A 23,750-nucleotide genomic window follows, 5' to 3' on the forward strand; every position below is an offset into this window, starting at 1 on the left:
GCGGCGTGCACTTCTTCCGAGGGGAAGCCTGGCGTCGGCCACGGCTCAGTCGAGCGTCTCCAGCCATTCCTCGATGACTCGGGCGGTCGCCGGGGCGTGGTCCTGCCCGAGCGAGAAATGGTTGCCTTCGACGGTGCGCAGGGTGTGCTCGGAGTCCCACGGGCGGGCCCGCATCTCCGCCACGTCGACCCCCTCGGGGGGCTGGACGAACGGCTCGGACGCCTGGACGAAGAGGGTCGGCGTGTCCAGCCGTACGGGGTCGAAGCCCGCCAGTACCTGGAAGTAGTGCGGCATCGCGGACAGTCGCGCCGCGTCGTAGTTGCCGAGGGTCGTCTCCACCGTCAGCAGTTCGCCCATGAGGTGGCCGAACCCGACGTTCATCGCCGTGTCCTCGACCCGGAAGGTGTCGATCAGGACGAGTCCGGCGGGCGGGACCTTGAGCGTCTCCTCCAGGTGACGGGCGATGATGTGGCCGATGATGCCCCCGGAGGAGTAGCCGAGCAGGACGAACGGCTCACCGTCCGCCGCCGCCAGCACGGCGTCGCCCAGCACCTGTGTCAGTACCTCGACGGAGTCGGGCAGTGGCTCGTCCCGGTGGAATCCGGGCAGTGCCACCGCCGACACGTGGCGCACGTCCCGGAATTCGGAACCGAGCCGGGCGTGCTGGTGCACGCCGCCGCCCGCCATGGGTGTGGCCAGGCAGATCAGCCGGGGGCGGCCGGGGCCGTCCGCCAACCGCACCGTCTTCGGGGCCTGTTCGAGGTCGGCGGGTGTGACGAACCGGGGTCGCAGCGCCGCGACCGCCGACATCAGGCCCAGAGCCCCCGTCGTGTCACCGGCCCGGACCGCCCGCCGGAACATCTCGGTCACCGTCTCGTCGTCCTCTTCCGAGGGTTCGGCGGCGGACTCGGCGCCGGCGGCGGCCGTCCCGGACTCCATCTCGTCGGCGAGGAGACGGGCCAGGTTGGCCGGGGTCTTGCTGTCGAACACCGCCATCGTGGGCAGCTTCGCCCCGGTGGCGGCGATCAGCGCGGTGCGCAGTTCCATCGCGGTGAGCGAGTCGAACCCGGACTCCAGGAAGTCGCGGCTGGGGTCGACGGCTTCGGCGTCGGCGTGTCCGAGCACGGAGGCGGCGAGGCTCAGCACCAGTTCGCCGAGCGCCCGCTCCCGCTGCCGCGCCGGCATCGCGGCCAGCTCTCGCCGCAGCGCCGACGGGTCGGCGGTCGCGGAGCGGCGCCGTACGGCCGGGACCAGGCCGCGCAGGACGACGGGGAGTTCGCCTCCGGCCCCGTTCCGCAGCGCCCGCAGGTCCAGGCTCATCGGCACGAGCGCCGGCTCGGGCCTCGCGGACGCGGCGTCGAACAGCGCGAGGCCGTCCTGGGACGACAGCGCGGGCATGCCCTGGCGGCGCAGCCGCCGCAGGTCTGCCTCGCTGAGGTGGCCCGCCATTCCGCCGGTGTCCGCCCACAGCCCCCAGGCGAGGGACTGCGCGGGCAGTCCCTCGGCGTGGCGCCGCGCGGCGAGGGCGTCGAGGAAGGTGTTGGCGGCGGCGTAGTTGCCCTGGCCGGGTGAGCCCAGCACGCCCGCCGCGGACGAGAACAGGACGAAGGCGCCCAGCTCCTGGTCGCGGGTGAGGTCGTGCAGGTTGAGTGCGCCGTCCACCTTGGGGCGCAGGACCTGGTCGAGGCCGTGCGCCGTCAGGTTGGCGATCATGCTGTCGGCCAGTACCCCGGCGGTGTGGACGACGGCGCCGAGGGAGCGGCCGGCCAGCAGCGCCTCGACGGCGTCCCGGTCGGCCACGTCGCAGGCGGCGATCTCGACCGTCGCACCGAGTGCGGTCAGCTCCTGGCGGAGGTCGGCCGCGCCCTGCGCGTCGATGCCGCGACGGCTCGTCAGCAGCAGGTCCCGGACGCCGTGTCCGGCGACCAGGTGGCGGGCGACGAGCGCGCCGAGACCGCCTGTGCCGCCGGTGATCAGTACGGCTCCGGGCCGGTCCCAGGGCGAGCGCGAGGGGGCGTCCTCCTCCGGTGCGGCCGGGACCCGCGCGAGCCGGGGGACCAGGATCTCCTGACCCCGTACGCGCAGGTCGGGCTCGCCCGACGCGACGGCCCGGCCGATCGTCTCCGGGTCGTCGCCGTCGGTGTCGAGCAGCGCGAAGCGCTCCGGGTCCTCCGAGCGGGCGGCGCGTACCAGGCCCCAGGCGGAGGCGTGTGCCAGGTCGTCACCTCGGGTGACCACCAGGAGCCTGCTGCCGGCGAACCGTTCGTCCGTGAGCCAGGTCTGGAGGGTCCGGAGCGTCTGGGTGGTGACCGTCCTGACGTCGTCGGCGATCCGGCCGGTGCCTGCCGGGGGTGTCCAGGCGACCGTCGAGGGCACCGGGCCGGAGAGTTCGGCCAGTTCGTTGACCGTCGTCCAGTCCGCCTCGGCGGCGGTGGCGGTGGCGGTGGCGGCGGGTGTCCACGCGAGGTGGAAGAGGGAGTCGCCCGGCCCGGCGGGCGCCGGTGCGAGCTGCTCGGCGGAGACCTCCCGGGAGATCAGCGACTCCACGTACGCGACGGGACGGCCCTGGGGGTCGGCGACGCGGATCGTCGTGCCGCCCTCGGCGTTGGGGGTGAACCGGACGCGCGCGGCCCTGGCGCCGAAGGCGTGCAGCCGCACACCCTTCCAGGCGAACGGCAGTGAGGTGGCGTCGTCCTCGCCCGCGCCGAGTATCACCGCGTGCAGAGCGGAGTCGAGCAGCGCCGGGTGCAGTACGAACCTCTCGGCGTCGGCCGCGTCGTCGGCGAGCGCCACCTCGGCGAATGTCTCGTCACCGACGCGCCACGCCGCCTTGAGCGCCTGGAACGCGGGGCCGTAGACGTATCCGAGGTCCGCGAACCGTTCGTACGCGCCGTCGGTGGTGATCCTCGTCGCCTCGTCGGGCGGCCAGCGCGACAGGTCGAAGGAGGACGCCTCGTCGGACTCTCCGGCCACCAGGGCGCCTTCGGCGTGCAGGACCCATGGCGCGTCGTCGTCGGCGTCCTCGGCGAGCGAGTGGATGCTCAGGGGGCGCCGGCCGGTGTCCTCGACCGGTTCACCGACCGTCAGCCGCAGTTGTACGCCGCCGCTCTCGGGCAGGACCAGCGGCGCGCGCAGCGTCAGTTCTTCGAGGACGCCGTGGCCGACCTGGTCGCCCACGCGTACTGCCAGTTCGACGAACGCCGTGCCGGGCAGCAGCGTCGCGCCGAGTACCTCGTGGTCGGCGAGCCAGGGGTGGGTGTCGGCCGACAGACGGCCCGTATAGATCACCGTCCGTGCGCCGGGAACGGCGATCTCGGCGCTCAGCAGGGGGTGGTCGAGCGCGCTGAGGCCCATGGACGCCGCGCTGCCGCCTCCCGCGTCCACCGGCTCCTGGAGCCAGTAACGGGTGCGCTGGAAGGAGTAGGTGGGCAGATCGACCCGGTGTGCCCGCCGGTCCGCGAAGAAGGCGGTCCAGTCGGGAGAGACGCCCGTGGTGTGCAGTTGGGCGACGGCGGTCAGCAGTGTCGTGGCCTCGGGCCGGTCGCGGCGCAGGGCGGCGGCGGCGGTGGCCTCCGGCGCGGTCTGGCGGGCCATGGCGGCGAGGGCGCCGTCGGGTCCGATCTCCAGGAACCGGGTGACGCCCTCGGCCTCCAGGCGTCGTACGTCGTCGGCGAACCGCACCGCGTCGCGCACATGCCGTACCCAGTAGTCGGCGGACGCCATGTCCTTCACCAGCCGGATGCGCGGCCGCTCGTAGGTGAGGGACTCGGCGACCTTGCGGAAGTCCTCCAGCATCGGTTCCATCAGCGGCGAGTGGAACGCGTGGGAGACGGTCAGCCGTCGCGTCCTGCGGTCGGCGAAGTGCTCGGCGACCGCCTCGACAGCGTCCTCGGTGCCCGAAACGACCACGGAGGACGGGCTGTTGAGGGCGGCGATCCCCACCTCGTCCGTGAGCAGCGGCGCGACTTCCTCCTCGGTGGCCTCGATGGCCGTCATGGCCCCGCCCGCCGGGAGCGCCTGCATCAGCCGGCCGCGTTCGGCGACCAGCCGCGCGGCGTCCTCAAGGCCGAGAACGCCCGCGACATGGGCCGCCGCCAGCTCGCCGATGGAGTGCCCGGCGAGGTAGTCGGGCTTGATTCCCCAGGACTCCACCAGCCGGAACAGGGCGACTTCCAGGGCGAAGATCGCGGGCTGGGCGTACTCGGTGCGGTGCAACGCCGACTCGTCGCCCCACACCACGTCCTTGAGCGACAAGCCCGTGGCCTCGCACACCTCGTCGAAAGCGGCGGTGAAGACCGGGAAGGTCTCGTACAACTCCCGTCCCATGCCGAGGCGCTGGCTGCCCTGGCCGGTGAAGAGGAACGCCACCTTGCCCTCGCGCCGCTTGCCGGTGACGACGGACGGCGACGGGGTTCCCGCGGCCAGCGCGGTGAGCCCCGCGAGGAGATCCTGACGGTCGTCGGCGACGATCGCCGCACGGTGTTCGAGAGCCGCGCGGCCCCTCGCCAGGGACAGGCCCACGTCCGCGGGCGTCAGGTCGGGCCGCTCGCGCAGATGGGAGTGAAGGCTTTCGGCCTGCGCGGACAGCGCCTGCCCGGTCCTGCCCGACAGGGTCCACAACACCGGGCCCCCGGTGGTCGCCGCGACCGGGGGCGCGTCCTCCTCGGCGGGCGGTGCCTCCTCGATGATGACGTGGGCGTTGGTCCCGCTGATGCCGAAGGACGACACCCCCGCGCGGCGCGGGTGCTCCTGGTCGGGCCACCGCCGCGCCTCGGTGAGCAGCCGGACGTCGCCGGACTCCCAGTCCACCTGGGGTGTCGGGGCGTCGACGTGCAGCGTGGGCGGCATGACACCGTGCCGGATGGCCTCGACCACCTTGATGATGCCCGCCACGCCCGCCGCGGCCTGGGTGTGACCGATGTTCGACTTGATCGAACCCAGCCACAGCGGTCGGTCCTCAGGGCGGTCCTGCCCGTAGGCGGCGAGCAGGGCCTGCGCCTCGATCGGGTCGCCGAGCGTCGTGCCGGTGCCGTGGCCCTCGATCAGGTCGACCCCGTCGGCGGACACCCGGGCGTTGGCCAGCGCCTGCCTGATCACCCGCTGCTGGGACGGGCCGTTGGGGGCTGTGATGCCGTTGCTGGCGCCGTCCTGGTTGATCGCCGTACCGCGCACGATCCCCAGCACCGGGTGGCCGTTGCGGCGGGCGTCCGACAGCCGCTCCACCAGGAGCATGCCGACGCCCTCGCCCCAGCCGGTGCCGTCAGCCGCCGCGGCGTACGACTTGCAGCGGCCGTCGGTCGCCAGCCCGCGCTGGTGGCTGAACTCGATGAAGGTCTCGGGTGTCGCCATCACGGTGACACCGCCGGCCAGCGCGAGCGAGCACTCCCCCGACCGCAGGGCCTGGACCGCCCAGTGCAGGGCGACCAGCGAGGACGAGCAGGCGGTGTCGATCGTCACCGCGGGGCCCTCAAGACCCAGGGTGTAGGCGACCCGGCCGGAGGCCATGGCGCCCGTGCTGCTGTTGTACGTGTAGTCGTGGTACATCATCCCGGCGAACACACCGGTCGGGCTGCCCTTGAGAGTCGTCGGGTCGATGCCCGCCCGCTCAAGCACCTCCCACGACGCCTCCAGCAGCAATCGCTGCTGAGGGTCCATCACCAGCGCCTCGTTCGGCGCGATCCCGAAGAAACCGGGATCGAACTCGGCCGCGTCGTACAGGAACCCGCCTTCGCGCGAGTACGTCTTGCCGGGCTTTCCCGGCTCGGGGTCGTAGATGCCCTCCTCGTCCCAGCCGCGGTCGGCGGGGAACCGCGAGACGGCGTCCGTCCCGTCGGCGACCAGCCGCCACAGCTCCTCGGGAGAGGTCGCGCCGGGGTAGCGGCAGCTCATCGCCACGATCGCGATGGGTTCGCGGGAGGCGGCCTGCAGGGCGCGGTTGCGCGTACGCAGGCTCTCGGACTCCTTGAGCGACGCGCGCAGCGCCGCCACGAGTTTCTGGTCGGTGTCGGCCATCGTGTCCTCAGACTTCCCGCGTCGCTTCGTCCGGATCGGTGTCCTGCAGGGCCATGCTGATCAGGGCTTCGGCGTCCATCGCGTCGATCGAGTCCTCCTCGGGCACGGCTGCCGCCGTGCCCGAGGCGGCGCCGGCTCCGGCTCCGGCGAGTTCGAGCAGGGCCTCCATCAGCCCCGCGTCGTGCAGCCGGGTGAGCGGAATCGACCCGAGCAGGCGGCGGACCGTCTCCTCATCGGCGGCGGCGCCCGCGTCACCGTCGGGTGCCAGCTCCGCGGCGATGTGCTCGGCGAGCACCCGGGCGGTGGGATGGTCGAAGATCATCGTGGCGGGCAGTCGCAGCCCGGCCGCGGCGTTGAGGGTGTTGCGGAACTCGACTGCGCCCAGCGAGTCGAAGCCCAGATCGCCGAAGGCCCGCTCCGGTTCGACGGCCTCGGGACCCGCGTGACCCAGTACCGCCGCCGCGTGGGTACGGACGAGGTCGAGGACTTCGTCGTACCGATCGTCGGCGGGCAGTGCCGCCAGCCGCTTCCGCAGCGCGGCCCCGCCGCCCGTGGAATGCGCCGACACAGTACGCCGCGAGGAGCCGCGTACCAGTCCGCGCAGCATCGGAGGCACCTCGGCCGCGTTCAGCGTCCTGGTGTCCAGGCTCATGGGCACCAGCGCCGGTGCGGCCAGCGCGCCCGCCACGTCGAGGAGTTCGAGACCCTGCTCGGGCGAGAGTCCCGTGAGGCCCGCGCGGTCGATCCGCTGCCGGTCGGTGTCCGCCAGGTCACCGGCCATGCCGGCGTCGGTCGTCCACAGGCCCCAGGCCAGGGACTGGGCGGGCAGGCCGTCGGCGCGCCGGTGCGCGGCCAGGGCGTCCAGATAGGCGTTGGCCGCGGCGTAGTTGCCCTGCCCCGGTGTGCCGATCACGCCGGCCACCGAGGAGAACAGTACGAACGCGCCCAACTCCATGTCGCGGGTCAGCTCGTGCAGATGCAGGGCGGCCACCGCCTTGGGTGTGACGACCTTGTCCAGGCGTTCGGGGGTCAGCGACGCGATCACGCCGTCGTCCAGAACGCCCGCCGCGTGCACCACACCGGTGAGCGAACGCCCCTCCAGTAGCGCCGCGAGCGCCTCACGGTCGCCGACGTCGCAGGCGGCGACCTCGGCCTCGGCCCCCAGCCCGGCCAGCTCCTCCACCAACTCCGCCGCGCCGGGCGCCGCCAGGCCCCGGCGGCTGGTCAGCAGCAGTCGCCGTACGCCGTGCCCGGTGACGAGATGGCGCGCGACCAGTGCGCCCAGGGCGCCGGACGCGCCCGTGATCAGTACCTCGTCGCCGAAGACCGAGGACGGCTCGGACTCCGCGACCGAGGCCGCTCTCAGCCTCGGTACGTAGACCTTCCCGTCCCGGACGGCCACCTGGGGCTCGCCCGCCGCCAGCGCCAGGGCGATGTCCGCCTTCTCGTCCTCACCGGCCACGTCGATCAGGACGAACCGGCCCGGATCCTCCGACTGGGCGCTGCGCACCAGGCCCCACGCCGAGGCGCCGGCCAGGTCGGTCACCCGCTCACCGGCCACGGACACCGCGCCGCGCGTGACGACCGCGAGAGTCTCGGTCTCCGCCTGGACCGCCTTGAGCAGCGGATGCAGTGTGGAGAGCACGTCGTCGCCCTCGGTCCGCCACACCTTCGTGTCGGCGGCAGCGTCGTCGCGTACGGCGACGGGCGTCCACTCGACCTGGAAGAGCGAGTCGACGCGGGTGAGCGCACCGGCGGCCATCGGACGCAGTGTCAGGGCGTCCACGGAGACGACCGGCTGCCCGGCGCCGTCCACGGCGTGGAGGGTCACCTGGTCCTGGTCGGAGAGGGTCATCGTGACCCGGAGCGCGGTGGCGCCAGAGGCGTGCAGTTCCACGCCCGCCCAGGAGAAGGGCAGCACGACCCGGTCGTCGTCCGACAGGAGCGGGACGGTGTGCAGGGCCGCGTCCAGGAGCGCCGGGTGGATCCCGAAACGGTCGGCCGCCCCGGACAGGACGATCTCCGCGTACACCGTCTGCCCGCTGCGCCAGGCGGACTTGAGTCCCTGGAACGCCGGCCCGTACTCGATTCCGGCTTCCGCCAGGCTCTCGTACAGCCCCGCCAGCTCCAGGGGCTCCGCCCCGGGCGGTGGCCACTGTGCCGCGGCCTCCGCCGCCGGGCCGCCGGTGGCCGGGGACAGGGTTCCGGCGGCGTGGCGGGTCCAGGGCAGATGGGGTTCGTCCGCGTCTCGGGCGTACACCTCGACAGTCCGCCGGCCCGCTCCGTCGTCCACCCCGACCACGACCTGTACGGCCGTGGCGGTGTGTTCGGCGAGGACCAGCGGTGCCTCGATCGTCAGCTCCTCGATCCGGCCGCAGCCGACCTCGTCGCCGGCGCGGACGGCCAGTTCGACGAAGCCCGTACCGGGGAAGAGCAGGGTGCCGGCGACCGCGTGTTCGGCGAGCCAGGGCTGGGTACCGAGCGACAGACGCCCGGTCAGCACGGTCCGGTCCGCCCCCGCGACAGCGACGACCTGGTCCAGCAGCGGGTGGTCGGACGCGTCCGCGCCGCGCCCCGACTCGATCCAGAACGACTGCCGCTGGAAGGGGTACGTCGGCAGATCGACCCGCCGCGCCCCGCGCCCGTCGAACACGGCGTCCCAGTCGACCCGCACACCGGCGGCGAACAGCCGGCCGACGCCGGTGAAGAGGGTTTCCACGGCCGGACGGTCGTGTCGCTGGGTGGCCGCGACCGTCCCGTCGGTGGTCTGCCGCACCATCGCGGTGAGCACACTGTCCGGTCCGACCTCCATGAACCGGGTGATGCCCTGGTCCTGCAGGTGGGTCACGTCGTCGGCGAACCGCACCGCGTCGCGCACGTGCCGTACCCAGTACTCCGCCGACGCCACGTCCTTGGTCAGCCGGATGACCGGCTCGCGGTAGGTGACGCTCTCGGCGACCTTCCGGAACTCTTCGAGCATCGGGTCCATCAGCGGCGAGTGGAACGCGTGCGACACCTTCAGCCGAGTCGTCTTGCGGTCGGCGAACCGCTCGGCGACCGCGGTGACGGCCTCCTCGGCGCCCGAGATCACCACCGAGCCGGGGGTGTTGACCGCCGCGACGCTCACCCGCTCGGTGAGGTACGGCGTGACCTCCTCCTCGGTGGCCCGGATCGCCACCATCGCCCCGCCGGGCGGGAGTTCCTGGATCAGCCGTCCGCGCGCCGTGATCAGCCGGGCGGCATCAGCCAGATCGAACACCCCGGCCACATGGGCGGCGGCGAGTTCCCCGATGGAGTGGCCGGTCATGAGGTCCGGCTTGATCCCCCACGACTCCACCAGCCGGAACAGGGCGACCTGGAGAGCGAAGATCGCGGGCTGGGTGAACTCGGTGCGGCCCAGGGCCTCCTCGTCGCCCCACATCACCTCGCGCAGCGCGGGGTCGAGCACGGCGCACACCTCGTCGAACGCCGTGGCGAAAGCGGGGAACGTCTCGTACAGCTCCTGGCCCATCCCGGCCCACTGACTGCCCTGTCCGGTGAACAGGAACGCCAGCCCGCCCTCGGTGACCGAGTCGATCACGGTCTCGGAGCCGATCCGCACCGCGCGGTGTTCCAGGGCGGCCCGGCCGGTCGCGGCCGAGTACGCCACGTCCAGCTCGTCCGCGTCGACGGAGGTGATCCGGTCGAGCTGGGCCTGGAGCGCGGTACGGGTCCGGGCCGAGAGCACCAGGGGGACGACGGGCAACTCCCGCCGCTCCACCGGCGCTTCCTCGACCGGGGCGGCCTCCTCGATGATGACGTGGGCGTTGGTGCCGCTGATGCCGAAGGAGGACACGCCCGCGCGGCGCGGGCGGCCGTCGTTCGGCCACTCCCTCGTCTCGGTGAGCAGCCGGACGTGGCCGGCCTCCCAGTCCACCTGGGGTGTGGGCGCGTCCACGTGCAGCGTCCTGGGCAGCGTGGCCTGCCGCATCGCCTCGACCATCTTGATGATGCCCGCCACACCCGCGGCGGCCTGGGTGTGCCCGATGTTCGACTTGATCGAACCCAGCCACAGCGGTCGGTCCTCGGGGCGGCCCTGGCCGTAGGTGGCCAGCAGCGCCTGCGCCTCGATCGGGTCACCCAGGGTGGTGCCCGTGCCGTGCGCCTCGACCGCGTCCACATCGGCGCCCGCCAGGCCCGCGTTGGCCAGCGCCTGCCTGATCACCCGCTGCTGGGACGGCCCGTTGGGGGCGGTCAGGCCGTTGCTCGCGCCGTCCTGGTTGGTCGCCGTGCCCCGTACGAGGGCCAGCACCGGGTGGCCGTTGCGGCGGGCGTCCGACAGCCGCTCCACCAGGAGCATGCCGACACCCTCACTCCAGCCGGCGCCGTCGGCGGCGGCGGCGAAGGACTTGCAGCGGCCGTCGGTCGCCAGGCCCCGCTGCTCGCTGAACTCGATGAAGTTGTCCGCCGCGGCCATCACGGTGACACCGCCGGCCAGGGCGAGCGAGCACTCCCCCGACCGCAGGGCCTGCGCCGCCAGGTGCAGGGCGACCAGGGAGGACGAGCAGGCGGTGTCGACGGTCACCGCGGGGCCTTCGAGCCCCAGGGTGTAGGAGACGCGGCCGGAGGCGATGGCGCCCGTGCTGCTGTTGTGGGTGTAGTCGTGGTACATCATCCCGGCGAACACACCGGTCGGGCTGCCCTTGAGAGTCGTCGGGTCGATGCCCGCGCGCTCCAGTACCTCCCAGGACGCCTCCAGCAGCAGCCGCTGCTGAGGGTCCATCACCAGCGCCTCGTTCGGCGCGATCCCGAAGAAACCGGGATCGAACTGGGCCGCGTCGTAGAGGAATCCGCCCTTGTCGACGTAGCTGGTACGGGGGCGGGTGGCCGTGGGGTCGTAGATCCGCTCCAGGTCCCAGCCGCGGTCGGTGGGGAAGTGTGAGATGGCGTCCGTGCCGCTGTCGACCAGCCGCCACAGGTCCTCCGGCGAGGACACGCCTCCCGGGTAGCGGCACGCCATCGCGACGATCGCGATCGGGTCGTCGCCGACCGGGGTCGCGACCGGGGTGAGACGGCTCTCGTGCACCGTTCCCGAGACCTCGTCCAGCAGATGACGCGCGAGAACGGTGGGGTTCGGGTAGTCGAACACCAGCGTGGCCGGCAGCCGCAGGCCGGTCGCGCCGCCGAGACCGTTGCGCAGTTCCATCGCCGCCAGCGAGTCGACGCCCAGATCGCGGAACGCGCGCTCCGGGTCGACGGCCCCCGGTCCGGCGTAGCCGAGCGTGGTGGCGGCCTGCGCGCGGACCAGGTTCAGCAGCATGTCGAAGCGCTGGTCGTCGGACATGCCCACGAGCCGCTCGCGGAGCCCGTCCGCGTCGGCGCGGGTACGGGCGGTGCCACGGGTGACGACCGGGACCAGGCCGCGCAGCAGCTCCGGCACCGCGCCGCCGGCGCGGACGGCCGGGAGGTCGAGCTTGACGGGGACGAGTACGGCGGGTCCGTCCGCCGCCGTCGCAGCGTCGAAGAGCGCCAGCCCCTCGCTGTGGGACAGCGACAGGATGCCGCCGCGTTCCATACGGGACCGGTCGGTGTCCGTCAGCTCACTGGCCATACCGGTGCTGGTCCGCCACAGGCCCCAGGCCAGGGACTGGGCGGGCAGGCCACCCGCACGGCGGCGCTCGGCCAGGGCGTCCAGATAGGCGTTGGCCGCCGCGTAGTTGCCCTGCCCCGGCGAGCCGATCACGCCGGCCGCGGAGGAGAACAGTACGAACGCGGTCAGGTCCATGTCGCGGGTCAGCTCGTGCAGATACAGGGCGGCGTCCACCTTGGGTCGCATCACCCGGTCCACCCGCTCGGGCGTCAGGGACCCGATCACACCGTCGTCCAGGACACCCGCCGCGTGCACCACACCGGTGAGCGAACGCCCCTCCAGCAGCGCCGCGAGCGCCTCACGGTCGCCGACGTCGCAGGCGGCGACCTCGACCTCGGCCCCCAGCCCGCTCAGCTCCTCCACCAACTCCGCCGCGCCGGGCGTGTCCACGCCCCGGCGACCGGTCAGCAGGAGCCGTGACACCCCGTACTCGGTGACGAGATGCCGGGCCAGCAGAGCACCCAGGACACCCACTCCACCGGTGATCAGCACCTCGTCGCCGAACGCCGGCGCCAGGTCGTCCGTCGTCTCCGGCGCCGCGGACACGCGGGCCAGCCGGGGCGCGTGGGCGACACCGTCGCGTACCACCACCCGGGGCTCACCGGTCGACAGCGCCGGCGCGAGGTCGGCGTTGTCCGCGCCCGGCGCCTCGTCGGTGTCACCGTCCAGGTCGATCAGGAAGAACCGGTCGGGGTCTTCGGTCTGGGCGGTACGCACCAGACCCCAGACGGCCGCCGCGGCCAGGTCGTCGACGTCCCCGCCGTTCACCGAGACGGCGCCGCGCGTGACGACCACCAGACGGGAGCCGGCGGACTGCAGTGCCTCCAGCGCCAGGTTCACCGCCGCGCGTACGTCCAGTCCGCCGGGGAGGCGGAACACCTCCTCGTCGTTGGGCGGCTGGCCCTCGGTGGAGGCGGAACCGGCGGCGACCGGGGTCAGGGCGACGTGGTACAGCGGCTCCGTACGGGCCTTGGTCGCCATGTCCGTGAGGGGTCGCAGGGCCAACGAGTCGACCGTCGCGACGGACCGGCCGGTCGCGTCGGCGATGGTCAGGGCCGCCACGCCGTCCTGCACGGGCGTGACGCGCACCCGCAGCGCGCCCGCGCCGGAGGCGTGCAGTTCCACTCCCGACCAGGCGAACGGCAGCATCGCCACATCGCCGGTTCCCGCCGGGGAGAGTCCGATGGCGTGCAGGCCCGCGTCGAAGAGGGCCGGGTGCAGACCGAAGGCGTCCCCCACCGCGTTGTCCGGCAGGGCGATCTCGGCGAACACCTCGTCGCCAGCCCGCCAGGCGGCCCGAAGCCCCCGGAAGGTCGGCCCGTACGCCATACCCGTGCCGACCAACTCCTCGTAGAGGGTGTCGACATCGAGGTCCAGCGGCTCGGCGCCGGGCGGGGGCCACTCGGCCAGGTCGCCTCCCCCGGCGGAGGTGGCGGTGGCGAGCAGACCGGTGGCGTGCCGGTTCCAGGGCAGGTCGGTCGCGTCCTGGTCGCGGGAGTACACCTGGACCTCGCGGCGGCCCTCTTCGTCCGCCGCTCCTACGACGACCTGGACGGCGACCCCGCCGCGTTCGGCGAGGACCAGCGGCGCCTCGATCGTCAGCTCCTCAACACGGCCGCAGCCGACCTCGTCGCCGGCCCGGATCACGAGCTCCACGAATCCGGTGCCGGGGAAGAGGATCGAGCCGCCGATGACATGGTCGGTGAGCCAGGGCAGCGTCCCGGTCGACAGCCGTCCGGTGAGCACGACCTCCTCCGAGCCCGCGAGCATGACCATCGCCCCGAGCAGCGGGTGGCGCAGCGAGCCCAGGCCCATGGAGGCCGCGTCGGCGTTCGCCGTCTCGTCGTTCAGCCAGTAGCGGTTGTGCTGGAAGGCGTACGTGGGCAGTTCCGTCTGCCGAGCCCCGGTCGCCTCGTACACCTTCTCCCAGTCGACGTCCACGCCGCAGGTGTGCGCCTGGGCCAGCACGCTCAGGAAACGGTCGAGGCCGCCGTCGTTGCGGCGCAGCGTGCCGATCGTGGTCTGTTCCATGCTCGGCGCCAGCACCGGGTGCGGGCTGGCCTCGATGAACACCCCCACGCCCTGCTCGGTCAGCCGGCGGATGGTCCGGTCGAACTCCACGGTCTGGCGCAGATTCCGGTACCAGTAGCCGGCGTCGAGAGCGGTGGTGTCCAGCAGCCCGCCGGTCACGGTGGAGTAGAAGGGGATCCGCGCGGCGCGGGGCTTGATGGGTGCCAGCACGTCGAGCAGTTCCCGCCCTATGCGCTCCACCTGTGCCGAGTGCGAGGCGTAGTCCACCTGGATCCGGCGCGCCCGTACGCCGTCGGCCTCGCAGGAGGCCATCAGTTCGTCCAGCGCGTCGACCTCGCCCGAGACCACGGTGGCGGCGTTGCCGTTGACCACCGCGATGCCCGTCCGGGTGCCCCAGCGCTCGATCAGCCGCTCGGTCTCCTCCCGTGGGAGGGCGACCGACACCATCCCGCCCTGGCCGGAGAGGGCCAGCAGCGCCTTGCTGCGCAGGGCGACCACCCGGGCACCGTCCTGCAACGACAGCGCTCCGGCCACGCTCGCCGCGGCGATCTCGCCCTGGGAGTGGCCCACCACGCCGACGGGCTCGACTCCGTAGTGCCGCCACAGACCGGCCAGTGACACCATGACCGCCCACAGGACGGGCTGCACGACGTCGACACGTTCCAGCAGGGCCTCGTCGCCGAGCGCCTCGCCCAACGACCAGTCCACGAAGGGCGCCAGTGCCTCCTCGCACGCGGACATCTGCTCCGTGAACACGGCGGACGACGCCATCAGCTCGGTCGCCATGCCCACCCACTGGGAGCCCTGTCCGGGGAACACCATGACCGCGCCGGCGCCGGGCCGGGCCGCTGTCACCGGTGCTTCCCCCTGCACCAGAGCGGCGAGCCCCTGGGAGAAGCCCTCCTCGTCGGCGGCCAGTACGGCGGCCCGGTAGTCGTACGACGCCCGCCGCGTGGCCAGGGACCATCCCACGTCCACCGGCCGTGGGTCGTGCGTGGCGACGGCCTGGAGCCGCTGCGCGTAGGCGCGTACGGCGGCCTCGGTCTTCCCGGAGATCAGCCAGGGCACCACCGGAAGTTCCCGGTGCTCACGCGGCTCCGGCGACTCCGGCGACTCTTCGGCCGGTACGTCCCCGGCCCGCGGAGCCTCCTCCAGGACGATGTGGGCGTTGGTCCCACTGGCCCCGAACGAGGACACGGCGGCGCGGCGCGGGCCGCCCTCCGGCCAGGCGCGGGCCTCGGTGAGCAGCCGGACGCTTCCCGCCGTCCAGTCCACCTGCGGGGACGGTTCGTCCACATGCAGTGTCTTCGGCAGAGAGCCGTGGCGTATCGCCTGGACCATCTTGATGATGCCCGCCACACCGGCGGCGGCCTGGGTGTGCCCGATGTTCGACTTGACCGACCCGAGCCAGAGCGGGCGGTCCTCGGGGCGGTCCTGCCCGTAGGTGGCCAGCAGCGCCTGCGCCTCGATCGGGTCACCCAGGGTGGTTCCGGTGCCGTGGGCCTCCACGACGTCCACATCGGACCCCGCCAGGCCCGCGTTGGCCAGGGCCTGCTGGATCACCCGGCGCTGGGACGGGCCGTTCGGCGCGGTGATGCCGTTGCTGGCGCCGTCCTGGTTGACGGCGCTGCCGCGCACGACCGCCAGAATCGGGTGGCCGTTGCGGCGGGCGTCCGACAGCCGCTCCACCACCAGCATGCCGACACCCTCACCCCACCCGGTGCCGTCGGCCGCCGAGGCGAACGCCTTGCAGCGGCCGTCCGTCGACAGACCCCGCTGCCGGCTGAACTCCACGAAGGTGACCGGCGTCGACATGATCGTCACGCCGCCGGCCAGGGCGAGGGAACATTCCCCACTGCGCAGGGCCTTGACCGCCATGTCCAGTGCGACCAGCGAGGACGAGCAGGCGGTGTCGACGGTCACCGCCGGACCCTCCAGCCCCAGCGTGTAGGCGACCCGGCCGGAGACCAGCGCACCGGTCACGCTGCTGCTCGGATAGTCGTGGTACACGAGCCCGGCGAAGACTCCGGTGGCGGTGCCCTTCAGCGACGGCGGGTCGATCCCGGCCCGCTCCACGGCCTCCCAGGAGGTTTCCAGCAGCAGCCGCTGCTGCGGGTCCATCGCCATCGCCTCAAGGGGGCTGATGCCGAAGAACTCGGGGTCGAAGTCGCCCGCGCCGTCCAGGAAGCTGCCCTTGTTGACGTAGCTGGTGTTCTCGCCCGTCCCGTCGGGGTCGTACAGCGAGTCCAGGTTCCAGCCACGGTCGGTGGGGAACTCGCCCACCGTTTCCAGGCCGTCGGCGACGAGGTCCCAGAGTCCTTCCGGCGAGGACGCGCCACCGGGGAAGCGGCATGCCATTCCCACGATCGCGATCGGCTCCCGCTCCCGATCCTCCACCTCACGCAGACGGCGCCGAGTCTGCTGCAACTCACCGGTGGCAAGCCGCAGATACTCGCGAAGCCGGTCGTCGTTGGAGTCCTTCGACATCGTCATCAACCAATCCGTGAAAGTTCACAAAGCAGAGGCGGGAGCCGTCAGGACAGTCCGAGTTCCTTGTTCAGCACCGCGAACAACTCGTCATCGGATTCGGTCACCAGGCCGCCGACGGGCTCATCCGTCACGCCGCTTCCGGCGTCTCGCGCCCGTCGCGACATGGTTTCGAGGCGGGCCGTGACCTTGGCATGGGCTTCGCGGTCGCCCGATGCCAGCTCGCTCAGCACGGCTTCCAGCCGACTCAGTTCGGCCAGCAGCGCTGCCGCCCCGTCGGCCTCCTCCGGGCGCAGCCCGTCGTGCACGAGCTCGGCGATGGCCAGGGGGGTCGGGTAGTCGAAGGCCAGGGTCGGGGGCAGTGACAGCCCTGTCTCGGTGTTGAGCGCGTTGCGCAGTTCCACCGCGCCCAGCGAGGTGAGGCCGAGTTCGTTGAAAGCGCGGTCCGGGGGCACCTCGTCGGCGCCGCCGTGTCCGAGCACCTGGGCGACGTGGCCCCGTACCAACTCCAGGAGGAACTTCTCGCGTTCCGGCACGGTCAGTCCGGACAGCCGCTCCCACGACGCCCGGCCTGCCGGCGCGCGACGGGTCTGACCGCGTACCAGTCCGCCGAAAATCGCGGGCAGCGTCCCCGTCTCGGCGAGGGACCGCATCACCGCCAGGTCGAACCGGACCGGCAGCGTCATCGGCGGCCGGCCGCGCAGGGTCGCGGCATCCATCAGCGCCAGCCCCTCGTCCGGGGACAGCGGTGGCATTCCCGAGCGCCTGAGCCGCGCCAGCTCGGCGTCGTCCAGGCGGTCGGCCATGCCCCCGACCTCGGTCCAGGGTCCCCAGCCGAGGGTCAGCGCGGGCAGCCCCTTGGTCGCGCGATGCCTGGCGAGCGCGTCCAGCCAGGCGTTCGCGGCCGCGTAGTTGCCCTGTCCCGCGCCGCCGAGCGTGCCGGCGACGGAGGAGAAGATCACGAACGACGAGAGATCGTGGTCCAGGGTGAGTTCGTGCAGATGCCAGGCGGCGTCGACCTTCGGCCTCATGACCGTGTCCAGCCGCTCGGGCGTCAACGCTCCCATGAGTCCGTCGTCCAGCACACCGGCCGAGTGCACGAGGCCCGTCAGGGGCCGTTCGGCCAGCAGGGCGGCCAGCGCGTCCCGGTCGGTGACGTCGCAGACGACGACCTCCACCTCGGCGCCCGATCCGGTCAGCTCCGCCACCAGTTCGGCCGCGCCCGGCGTGTCCATGCCCCGGCGGCTGGTCAGCAGCAGGCTCTTCGCGCCGTGCTCCGCGGCCAGGTGCCGGGCGGCCAGGGCGCCGAGCCCGTTCAGACCACCGGTGATCAGGATCGTGCCGTGCGTGCCCCACGACTGGACGCGGCCTTCGACCGCGGGGACGCGGGCCAGCCTCGCCACCCGGATCTCGCCGTCCCGTACGGCGATCTCGGGCTCGGCGAGGCGCAGCACCTCGTCGGGGAGTTCGGCTTCGGCGTCCAGGTCCACCAGGACGAACCGGCCCGGGTGCTCCGACTCCGCCGAACGCACCAGGCCCCAGACCGCCGCGTGCCCGAGGTCGCTTCCGTCGGTCGCGCCGCGCGTGACGACGACGAGCCTGGCGTCGGCGGCTTGCTCGTCGTCCAGCCACCGCTGGATGACGGGGAGCACCTGATGGGTGATCGCCCGGAAGCCTTCGGGCGCGGAGTCGTCCAGTGGCGGGCACTCGTAGACGACATGAGCACCGGTCTCGGAGCCGACGGGTGCGGGGGCGGTGACCCAGTCGACGTGGAACAGCGATTCACGGCCGCCGGTGTGCGCCCGTACCTCGTCCGTGGTGATCGAGCGGGTCTCGACCGACTCCACCGACAGAACGGGCTTTCCGTCCTGGCCGACGCTCACCGAGGCTCCGCGCCACATGTGGGCGAGCGTCGGCTCGCCGTCGGGGTGGAGTCCGGCGGTGTGCGCGGCGGCTTCGAGCACCGTGGCGTACGTCTCGTCGTCACGTGTCCACGAGGACCCGGTGGCCTCGGAGGTCAGGACGCCGGTGGCGTGCTTGACCCAGGCCGCCGTCCGGTCGCCCCGGCGCGCGTACACGCTGAACGCCCCGGCCTCGTCGACCATCGCGCGCAGTGTCGTGTCGTCCTCGGTGCCGGCCATGACCAGCGGCGCGTGGAGGTCGAGCGCTTCGACGCGCCCGCGACCCGTCTGCTCCGCTGCCGTCAGGGCGAGTTCCAGGAACACTTCCCCGGGCACGACCACGGCGCCGAAGGCGTCGTGGTCGGCGAGCCAGGGGTGGGTGTCGAGGGAGAGACGTCCGGTGAAGACGACACCTCCGGTGTCGGGCAGCCCGATACCCGACGTCAGCAGAGGGTGGTCGACGGCGTCCGCGCCGGCCGTGGTCTTGGACTGCTCGATCAGCCAGAAGCGCTTGCGCTGGAACGCGTACGTCGGCAGATCGACGCGCCGCGCACCACGCCCGTCGAACACGGCGTCCCAGTCCACCGCCACACCGGCCGCGAACAAACGGCCCACACCGGCGAACACACTCTCCACCTCGGGACGGTCACGCCGAAGCGTGGGTGCCAGCGTGCCCTCGGCACTCTGACCCGCCATCGCCGTCAGCACACCATCAGGACCGATCTCCAGGAACCGCGTCACACCCTCGTCCTGGAGGTGGCGCACGTCATCGGCGAACCGCACGGCCTCGCGTACGTGCGCCACCCAGTAGTCCGCCGAACCGACGTCCTTGGTCATCCGGATGGCAGGCTCTTGGTACGTGACGCTCTCCGCGATCTTGCGGAAGTCGTCCAGCATCGGATCCATCAGCGGCGAGTGGAAGGCGTGAGAGACCGTCAGACGATTGCGCTTGCGGTCGGTGAACCGCTCCACCACCGCCGCGACCGCGGCTTCCTCACCCGAAATCACCACCGAGGACGGGCTGTTGACCGCAGCAACACTCACCCCCTCGGTCAGCAGTGGTGAGACTTCTTCCTCCGTGGCCTGGATGGCGACCATCGCCCCACCCGCCGGCAACACCTGCATCAACCGCCCACGCGCAGAGATCAACCGGCCCGCATCCTCCAGACCGAACACCCCCGCCACATGCGCCGCCGCCAACTCACCGATCGAATGCCCCACCAGGAAATCCGGCCTGACACCCCACGACTCCACCAGCCGGAACAACGCCACCTCAAGAGCGAAGATCGCCGGCTGAGTGAACTCCGTACGGCCCAGAGCCTCCTCATCACCCCACATCACCTCACGAACAGCCGGATCCAGAACCGCACACACCTCATCGAACGCCACCGCGAAAGCGGGGAACGTCTCGTACAACTCCCGCCCCATACCGAGACGTTGACTCCCCTGCCCCGTGAACAGGAAAGCCACCTTGCCCTCGGTGACCGAGCCGATCACGGTCTCGGGACCCACCAGCACCGCTCGGTGCTCCAGGACAGCACGTCCCGTCGCGGCCGAGTACGCGACGTCCAGCGGGTCGCCGTTCGCGGCCAGTTCGCCGAAGCGGCGGATCTGCGCCTCCAGCGCCGCCGGGGTCTTCCCCGACACCACCACCGGAGCCACCGGCAACTCCCGCCGCTCCACCGCCATTTCCTCGACGGGGACGGCCTCTTCGACAATGACGTGGGCGTTCGTGCCACTGAGGCCGAACGACGACACTCCCGCGCGGCGCGGACGGTCTTCGCTCGGCCACTCACGCGCCTCGGTCAGCAGCCGCACATCCCCTGCGTCCCAGTCGACCTGCTTCGTCGGCTCCTCCACATGCAGCGTCTTCGGCAGCCTGCCGTGACGCATCGCCTCGACCATCTTGATGATCCCCGCGACACCCGCCGCCGCCTGCGTATGACCGATGTTCGACTTGATCGACCCCAGCCACAACGGCCGCCCCTCCGGACGGCCCTGACCGTACGTCTCCAACAGGGCCTGAGCCTCGATCGGGTCACCCAGCGTCGTGCCCGTCCCATGCGCCTCGACCGCGTCCACATCCGCCGTCGACAGGCCCGCCTTCGCCAGCGCCTGCTTGATCACGCGACGCTGCGCCGGGCCGTTGGGGGCCGTCAGACCGTTGCTGGCGCCGTCCTGGTTGAGCGCGCTCCCGCGCACCACCGCGAGCACCGGATGCCCCAGCCGACGCGCCTCCGACAGACGCTCCAGAAGGAGAACTCCGACACCTTCGGAGCAGCTCATGCCGTTGGCGGCGTCGCTGAACGACTTGCAGCGGCCGTCGATCGACAGGCCGCGCTGCTCACTGAAGTAGAGGAACATCTCGGGGGTGGACATCACCGTCACACCGCCCGCGAGAGCGAGCGAGCACTCACCGGAACGCAGCGACTGAATCGCCGTGTGCAGAGCGACCAGCGACGACGAGCAGGCGGTGTCCATGGTCACCGCGGGACCCACGAGGCCCAGTGTGTAGGCCACGCGCCCGGAGACGATGCTGCCTCCGCTGCTGCCGCCGGCGTAGTCGTGGTACATCACCCCGGCGAACACACCGGTCGGGCTGCCCTTCAACGAGGCGGGGTCGATCCCGGCACGCTCCAGCACCTCCCAGGACGCCTCCAGCAGCAGGCGCTGCTGCGGGTCGGTCTCCAGGGCCTCACGCGGGCTGATACCGAAGAACTCGGCGTCGAACTCCGGGGCGTCGTGCAGGAATCCGCCTTCGCGGGACGTTGTCTTTCCGGGCTTGCCGACCTCGGGGTCGTAGATGTCCTCCACGCCCCAGCCACGGTCGGCCGGGAACTCCGATATCGCGTCGACACCCTCGTCGACGAGCCGCCACAAGTCCTCGGGCGAGTTCACGCCACCCGGGTAGCGGCACGCCATCGAGACAATGGCGATCGGCTCCTGGTCACGCTGCTCAAGCTCGGCGACTCGTCTGCGCGCTGTGCGCAGATCCGTGGTCGCGCGCTTGAGGTAGTCAAGAAGCTTCTCCTGGTTGCTCACCAAAGCCACCCCGGGTCGAAAGGGCGTCGACACTTACGACGCGCGCTTGCCGGGAACGTTACGCAGGGTGAAAACACCCCCCAACCCCTGATCGCCCCTAACGTGGCCCGACCCCTTCGCCCGGCGCGACCATCGGTTTCCGACCCCGGCGTCCGGACCACGTGCAGCCCACACCGACCGCGCCCGGTCGCGGCAGGGGTTCGCCCTGTCACGCGCGGTAGTCGGCTCTCAGGGACGTACGGGGTCGGTGCGCCGCCTCGCGGCGACGCACCCGCTCACCGGTGGTTCGGCGGGAAGGCGCGGGTCAGTGCCGCCACTCTCTGTCCTGGCCGCCCGTCCAGGCGCCCGGCGGTGTGTACCAGGCACCGGGTGAGGTGTAACGGACCGCACCCCAGGCGGAGTTGCGCCGCTGTCGGGCCGCGGAGGACGCGACGGCCTGCTCCCGGGTACCGGTCAGGGCGCTCAACACCGCGAGCAGCGCCGCCAGTTCCATCTCTCCCGGAGCGCCCCTGACGACGCGCACGAGGTGCTCGGCAGGTGTGACGGCGACGGGTTCCCGTGTTCGCGGGCCGGCCACGTAGTCGGGGTGCATGATTTCCCTCCGGTACTCTTCGAAAGACTCCGCCCGTGCTTTCTCCGTGCTTTCTCTCCTTCATTGAAGGGTCCCTCCGCCCCGCACTTCCAGCGGATCGACCCCCTAATTCCCCGCTTCGTCCCCCTATTCGAAAGCCGTGGTAGTCCGTCCTCACAACAACGGGCCGCCATTCCGGACCGAGCGCGACCCGCGAAGCGGTTAGGGTCCGATAGGGGTCATGAGGGGTCGCCACGCGCCCGTACACACATGAACGCTGAACACAGCCTGCCGCAGCGGCTTCAGCCGGATCGATCCAAGGAACTTGATTGATGACCGCCATATCGAGCGACAACGCGTCCAATTGGATTCGAGAATTTCATCCGGCGGACCGGACGTCCCCGAGGATGATCTGCTTCCCCCACGCGGGCGGTGCGGCGAGCTACTACTTCCCCGTCTCGCGGGCGCTGGCCGGGAAGATCGAAGTCCTCGCCATCCAGTACCCGGGGCGCCAGGACCGTTACACGGAACCGGCCATCGGCAACGTCGAGGCCCTCGCCGCCGCGGTCTTCCGTGAGCTTCCGACAGAGGACCTGGACCGGACCTGGCTCTTCGGGCACAGCATGGGGGCCGCCGTCGCCTTCGAGGTGGCCCGGCTGATGGAAAGGGAGTTGAACCAGTCGCCTGTCGGGATCATCCTCTCCGGCCGGCGCGCACCGTCCCGGTTCCGCCCCGAGACCCTCCACCTGCAGGGCGACGCGGCGATCATCGCCAACGTGCAGTCGCTGAGCGGTACCGACGCGATCCTCTTCGACGACCCCGACACCCAGCGGCTGATCATGCCGGCGCTGCGTGCCGACTATCGGGCGATCGAGACCTACCGGCCGGCCGGCACTCCGCGCGTCGCGTGCCCGATCTACACCTTCGTGGGCGACGCCGACCCGTTGGCCACGCTGGACGAGGTCGGCAGCTGGCGCGACCACACCACGGCCGAGTTCACCCTGCGCGTCTTCCCGGGCGACCACTTCTATCTGACGGCCCGCGCCCTCGACGTGATCGCCGCGATCTCCCAGCTGATCGTGGAGCCCACCCAGACCGCCTGACCCCGGCGCGCCGCCGCCCCTGCCGGCGGAGGCGCCGCGAACGGCACCGGACCAAGACGCGACCCCGCCCACGGATCGACTGAACTCTCGCCTGTGTGTTGTGATCAGGCAGACAGCGACGCAGCCGGTCCGGCAGAGTGGGAGAAACGCCGTGTTCTACTACGTACTGAAGTACGTGCTGTTGGGGCCCGTGCTGCGGTTGCTCTTCCGGCCCCGGATCGAGGGGCTCGAACACATTCCGGCGGACGGCGCCGCGATCGTCGCGGGCAATCATCTCTCCTTCTCCGACCACTTCCTGATGCCCGCGATCATCCGGCGGCGGATCACGTTTCTCGCGAAGGCCGAGTACTTCACCGGTCCCGGCGTCAAGGGACGCCTCACCGCCTCCTTCTTCCGCGGCGTCGGCCAGATCCCGGTCGACCGGTCCGGCAAGGAGGCCGGGAAGGCCGCGATCCGGGAAGGGCTCGGGGTGCTCGGCAAGGGCGAGTTGCTGGGGATCTACCCGGAGGGCACGCGCTCGCACGACGGGCGGCTCTACAAGGGCAAGGTCGGGGTGGCGGTGATGGCCATCAGGGGGCAGGTCCCGGTGGTGCCGTGCGCGATGGTGGGTACGTTCGAGATCCAGCCGCCCGGTCAGAAGATCCCGAACATCAGGCGGGTCACGATCCGCTTCGGTGAGCCCCTGGACTTCTCGCGCTACGCGGGCCTGGAGAACGAGAAGGCGGCGGTCCGCGCGGTCACCGACGAGATCATGTACGCGATCCTCGGGCTGTCCGGGCAGGAGTACGTGGACCGGTACGCCGCCGAGGTGAAGGCCGAGGAGGCCCAGCAGGCACCGCCGAAGAGGTTCCCCCGGCTGCGCCGCTGAGCACCGCGGGGCCGCCCGGCAGCCGGACGGCGCAGGAGGGGCGACGGCCGTCTCCGGCCGCCGCCCCTCCCCCGTTCACCGGTGCTTCCCGTGCCTCAGAGCCTGT

General features: G+C 71.9%; 5 protein-coding genes and 1 pseudogene. 2 read left to right on the top strand and 4 right to left on the bottom strand.

Annotated features, from left to right (window positions below):
- Window positions 1–45: 45 nt before the first annotated feature.
- The 4 genes and pseudogenes from BHU15_RS09060 to BHU15_RS09075 form a co-directional block, all read right to left on the bottom strand.
- On the bottom strand, window positions 46–6,012 hold the full coding sequence (locus BHU15_RS09060; RefSeq protein ID WP_069626714.1) for a type I polyketide synthase: 5,967 nt from the start codon (window positions 6,010–6,012) through the stop codon (window positions 46–48).
- 7 nt (window positions 6,013–6,019) lie between these two features.
- Window positions 6,020–16,165 (bottom strand): type I polyketide synthase, encoded by a 10,146-nt coding sequence (locus tag BHU15_RS09065; protein ID WP_255293069.1) that lies wholly within the window; start codon window positions 16,163–16,165, stop codon window positions 6,020–6,022.
- A 41-nt stretch (window positions 16,166–16,206) separates the two neighbouring features.
- Window positions 16,207–21,102 (bottom strand): annotated as a pseudogene (locus tag BHU15_RS09070) (type I polyketide synthase); the annotation flags it as partial.
- A gap of 304 nt (window positions 21,103–21,406) precedes the next feature.
- Entirely contained in the window at window positions 21,407–21,694 is a 288-nt protein-coding gene (locus BHU15_RS09075) for an acyl-CoA carboxylase epsilon subunit (RefSeq protein ID WP_023543222.1), read from the bottom strand.
- A 386-nt stretch (window positions 21,695–22,080) separates the two neighbouring features.
- On the opposite strand from BHU15_RS09075, the gene BHU15_RS09080 reads away from it, so the two are divergent.
- Both BHU15_RS09080 and BHU15_RS09085 read left to right on the top strand, forming a co-directional pair.
- Window positions 22,081–22,776 carry a thioesterase II family protein gene (locus tag BHU15_RS09080; protein WP_255293070.1) on the top strand — a complete coding sequence of 232 codons (696 nt, stop codon included), beginning with the start codon at window positions 22,081–22,083 and terminating at the stop codon, window positions 22,774–22,776.
- Window positions 22,777–22,927: 151 nt separating this feature from the next.
- On the top strand, window positions 22,928–23,644 hold the full coding sequence (locus BHU15_RS09085; protein WP_069626717.1) for a lysophospholipid acyltransferase family protein: 717 nt from the start codon (window positions 22,928–22,930) through the stop codon (window positions 23,642–23,644).
- Window positions 23,645–23,750 lie beyond the last annotated feature (106 nt).

It is taken from the genome of Streptomyces niveus, from assembly GCF_001723055.1.
Classification (GTDB): Bacteria; Actinomycetota; Actinomycetes; order Streptomycetales; family Streptomycetaceae; genus Streptomyces; species Streptomyces niveus.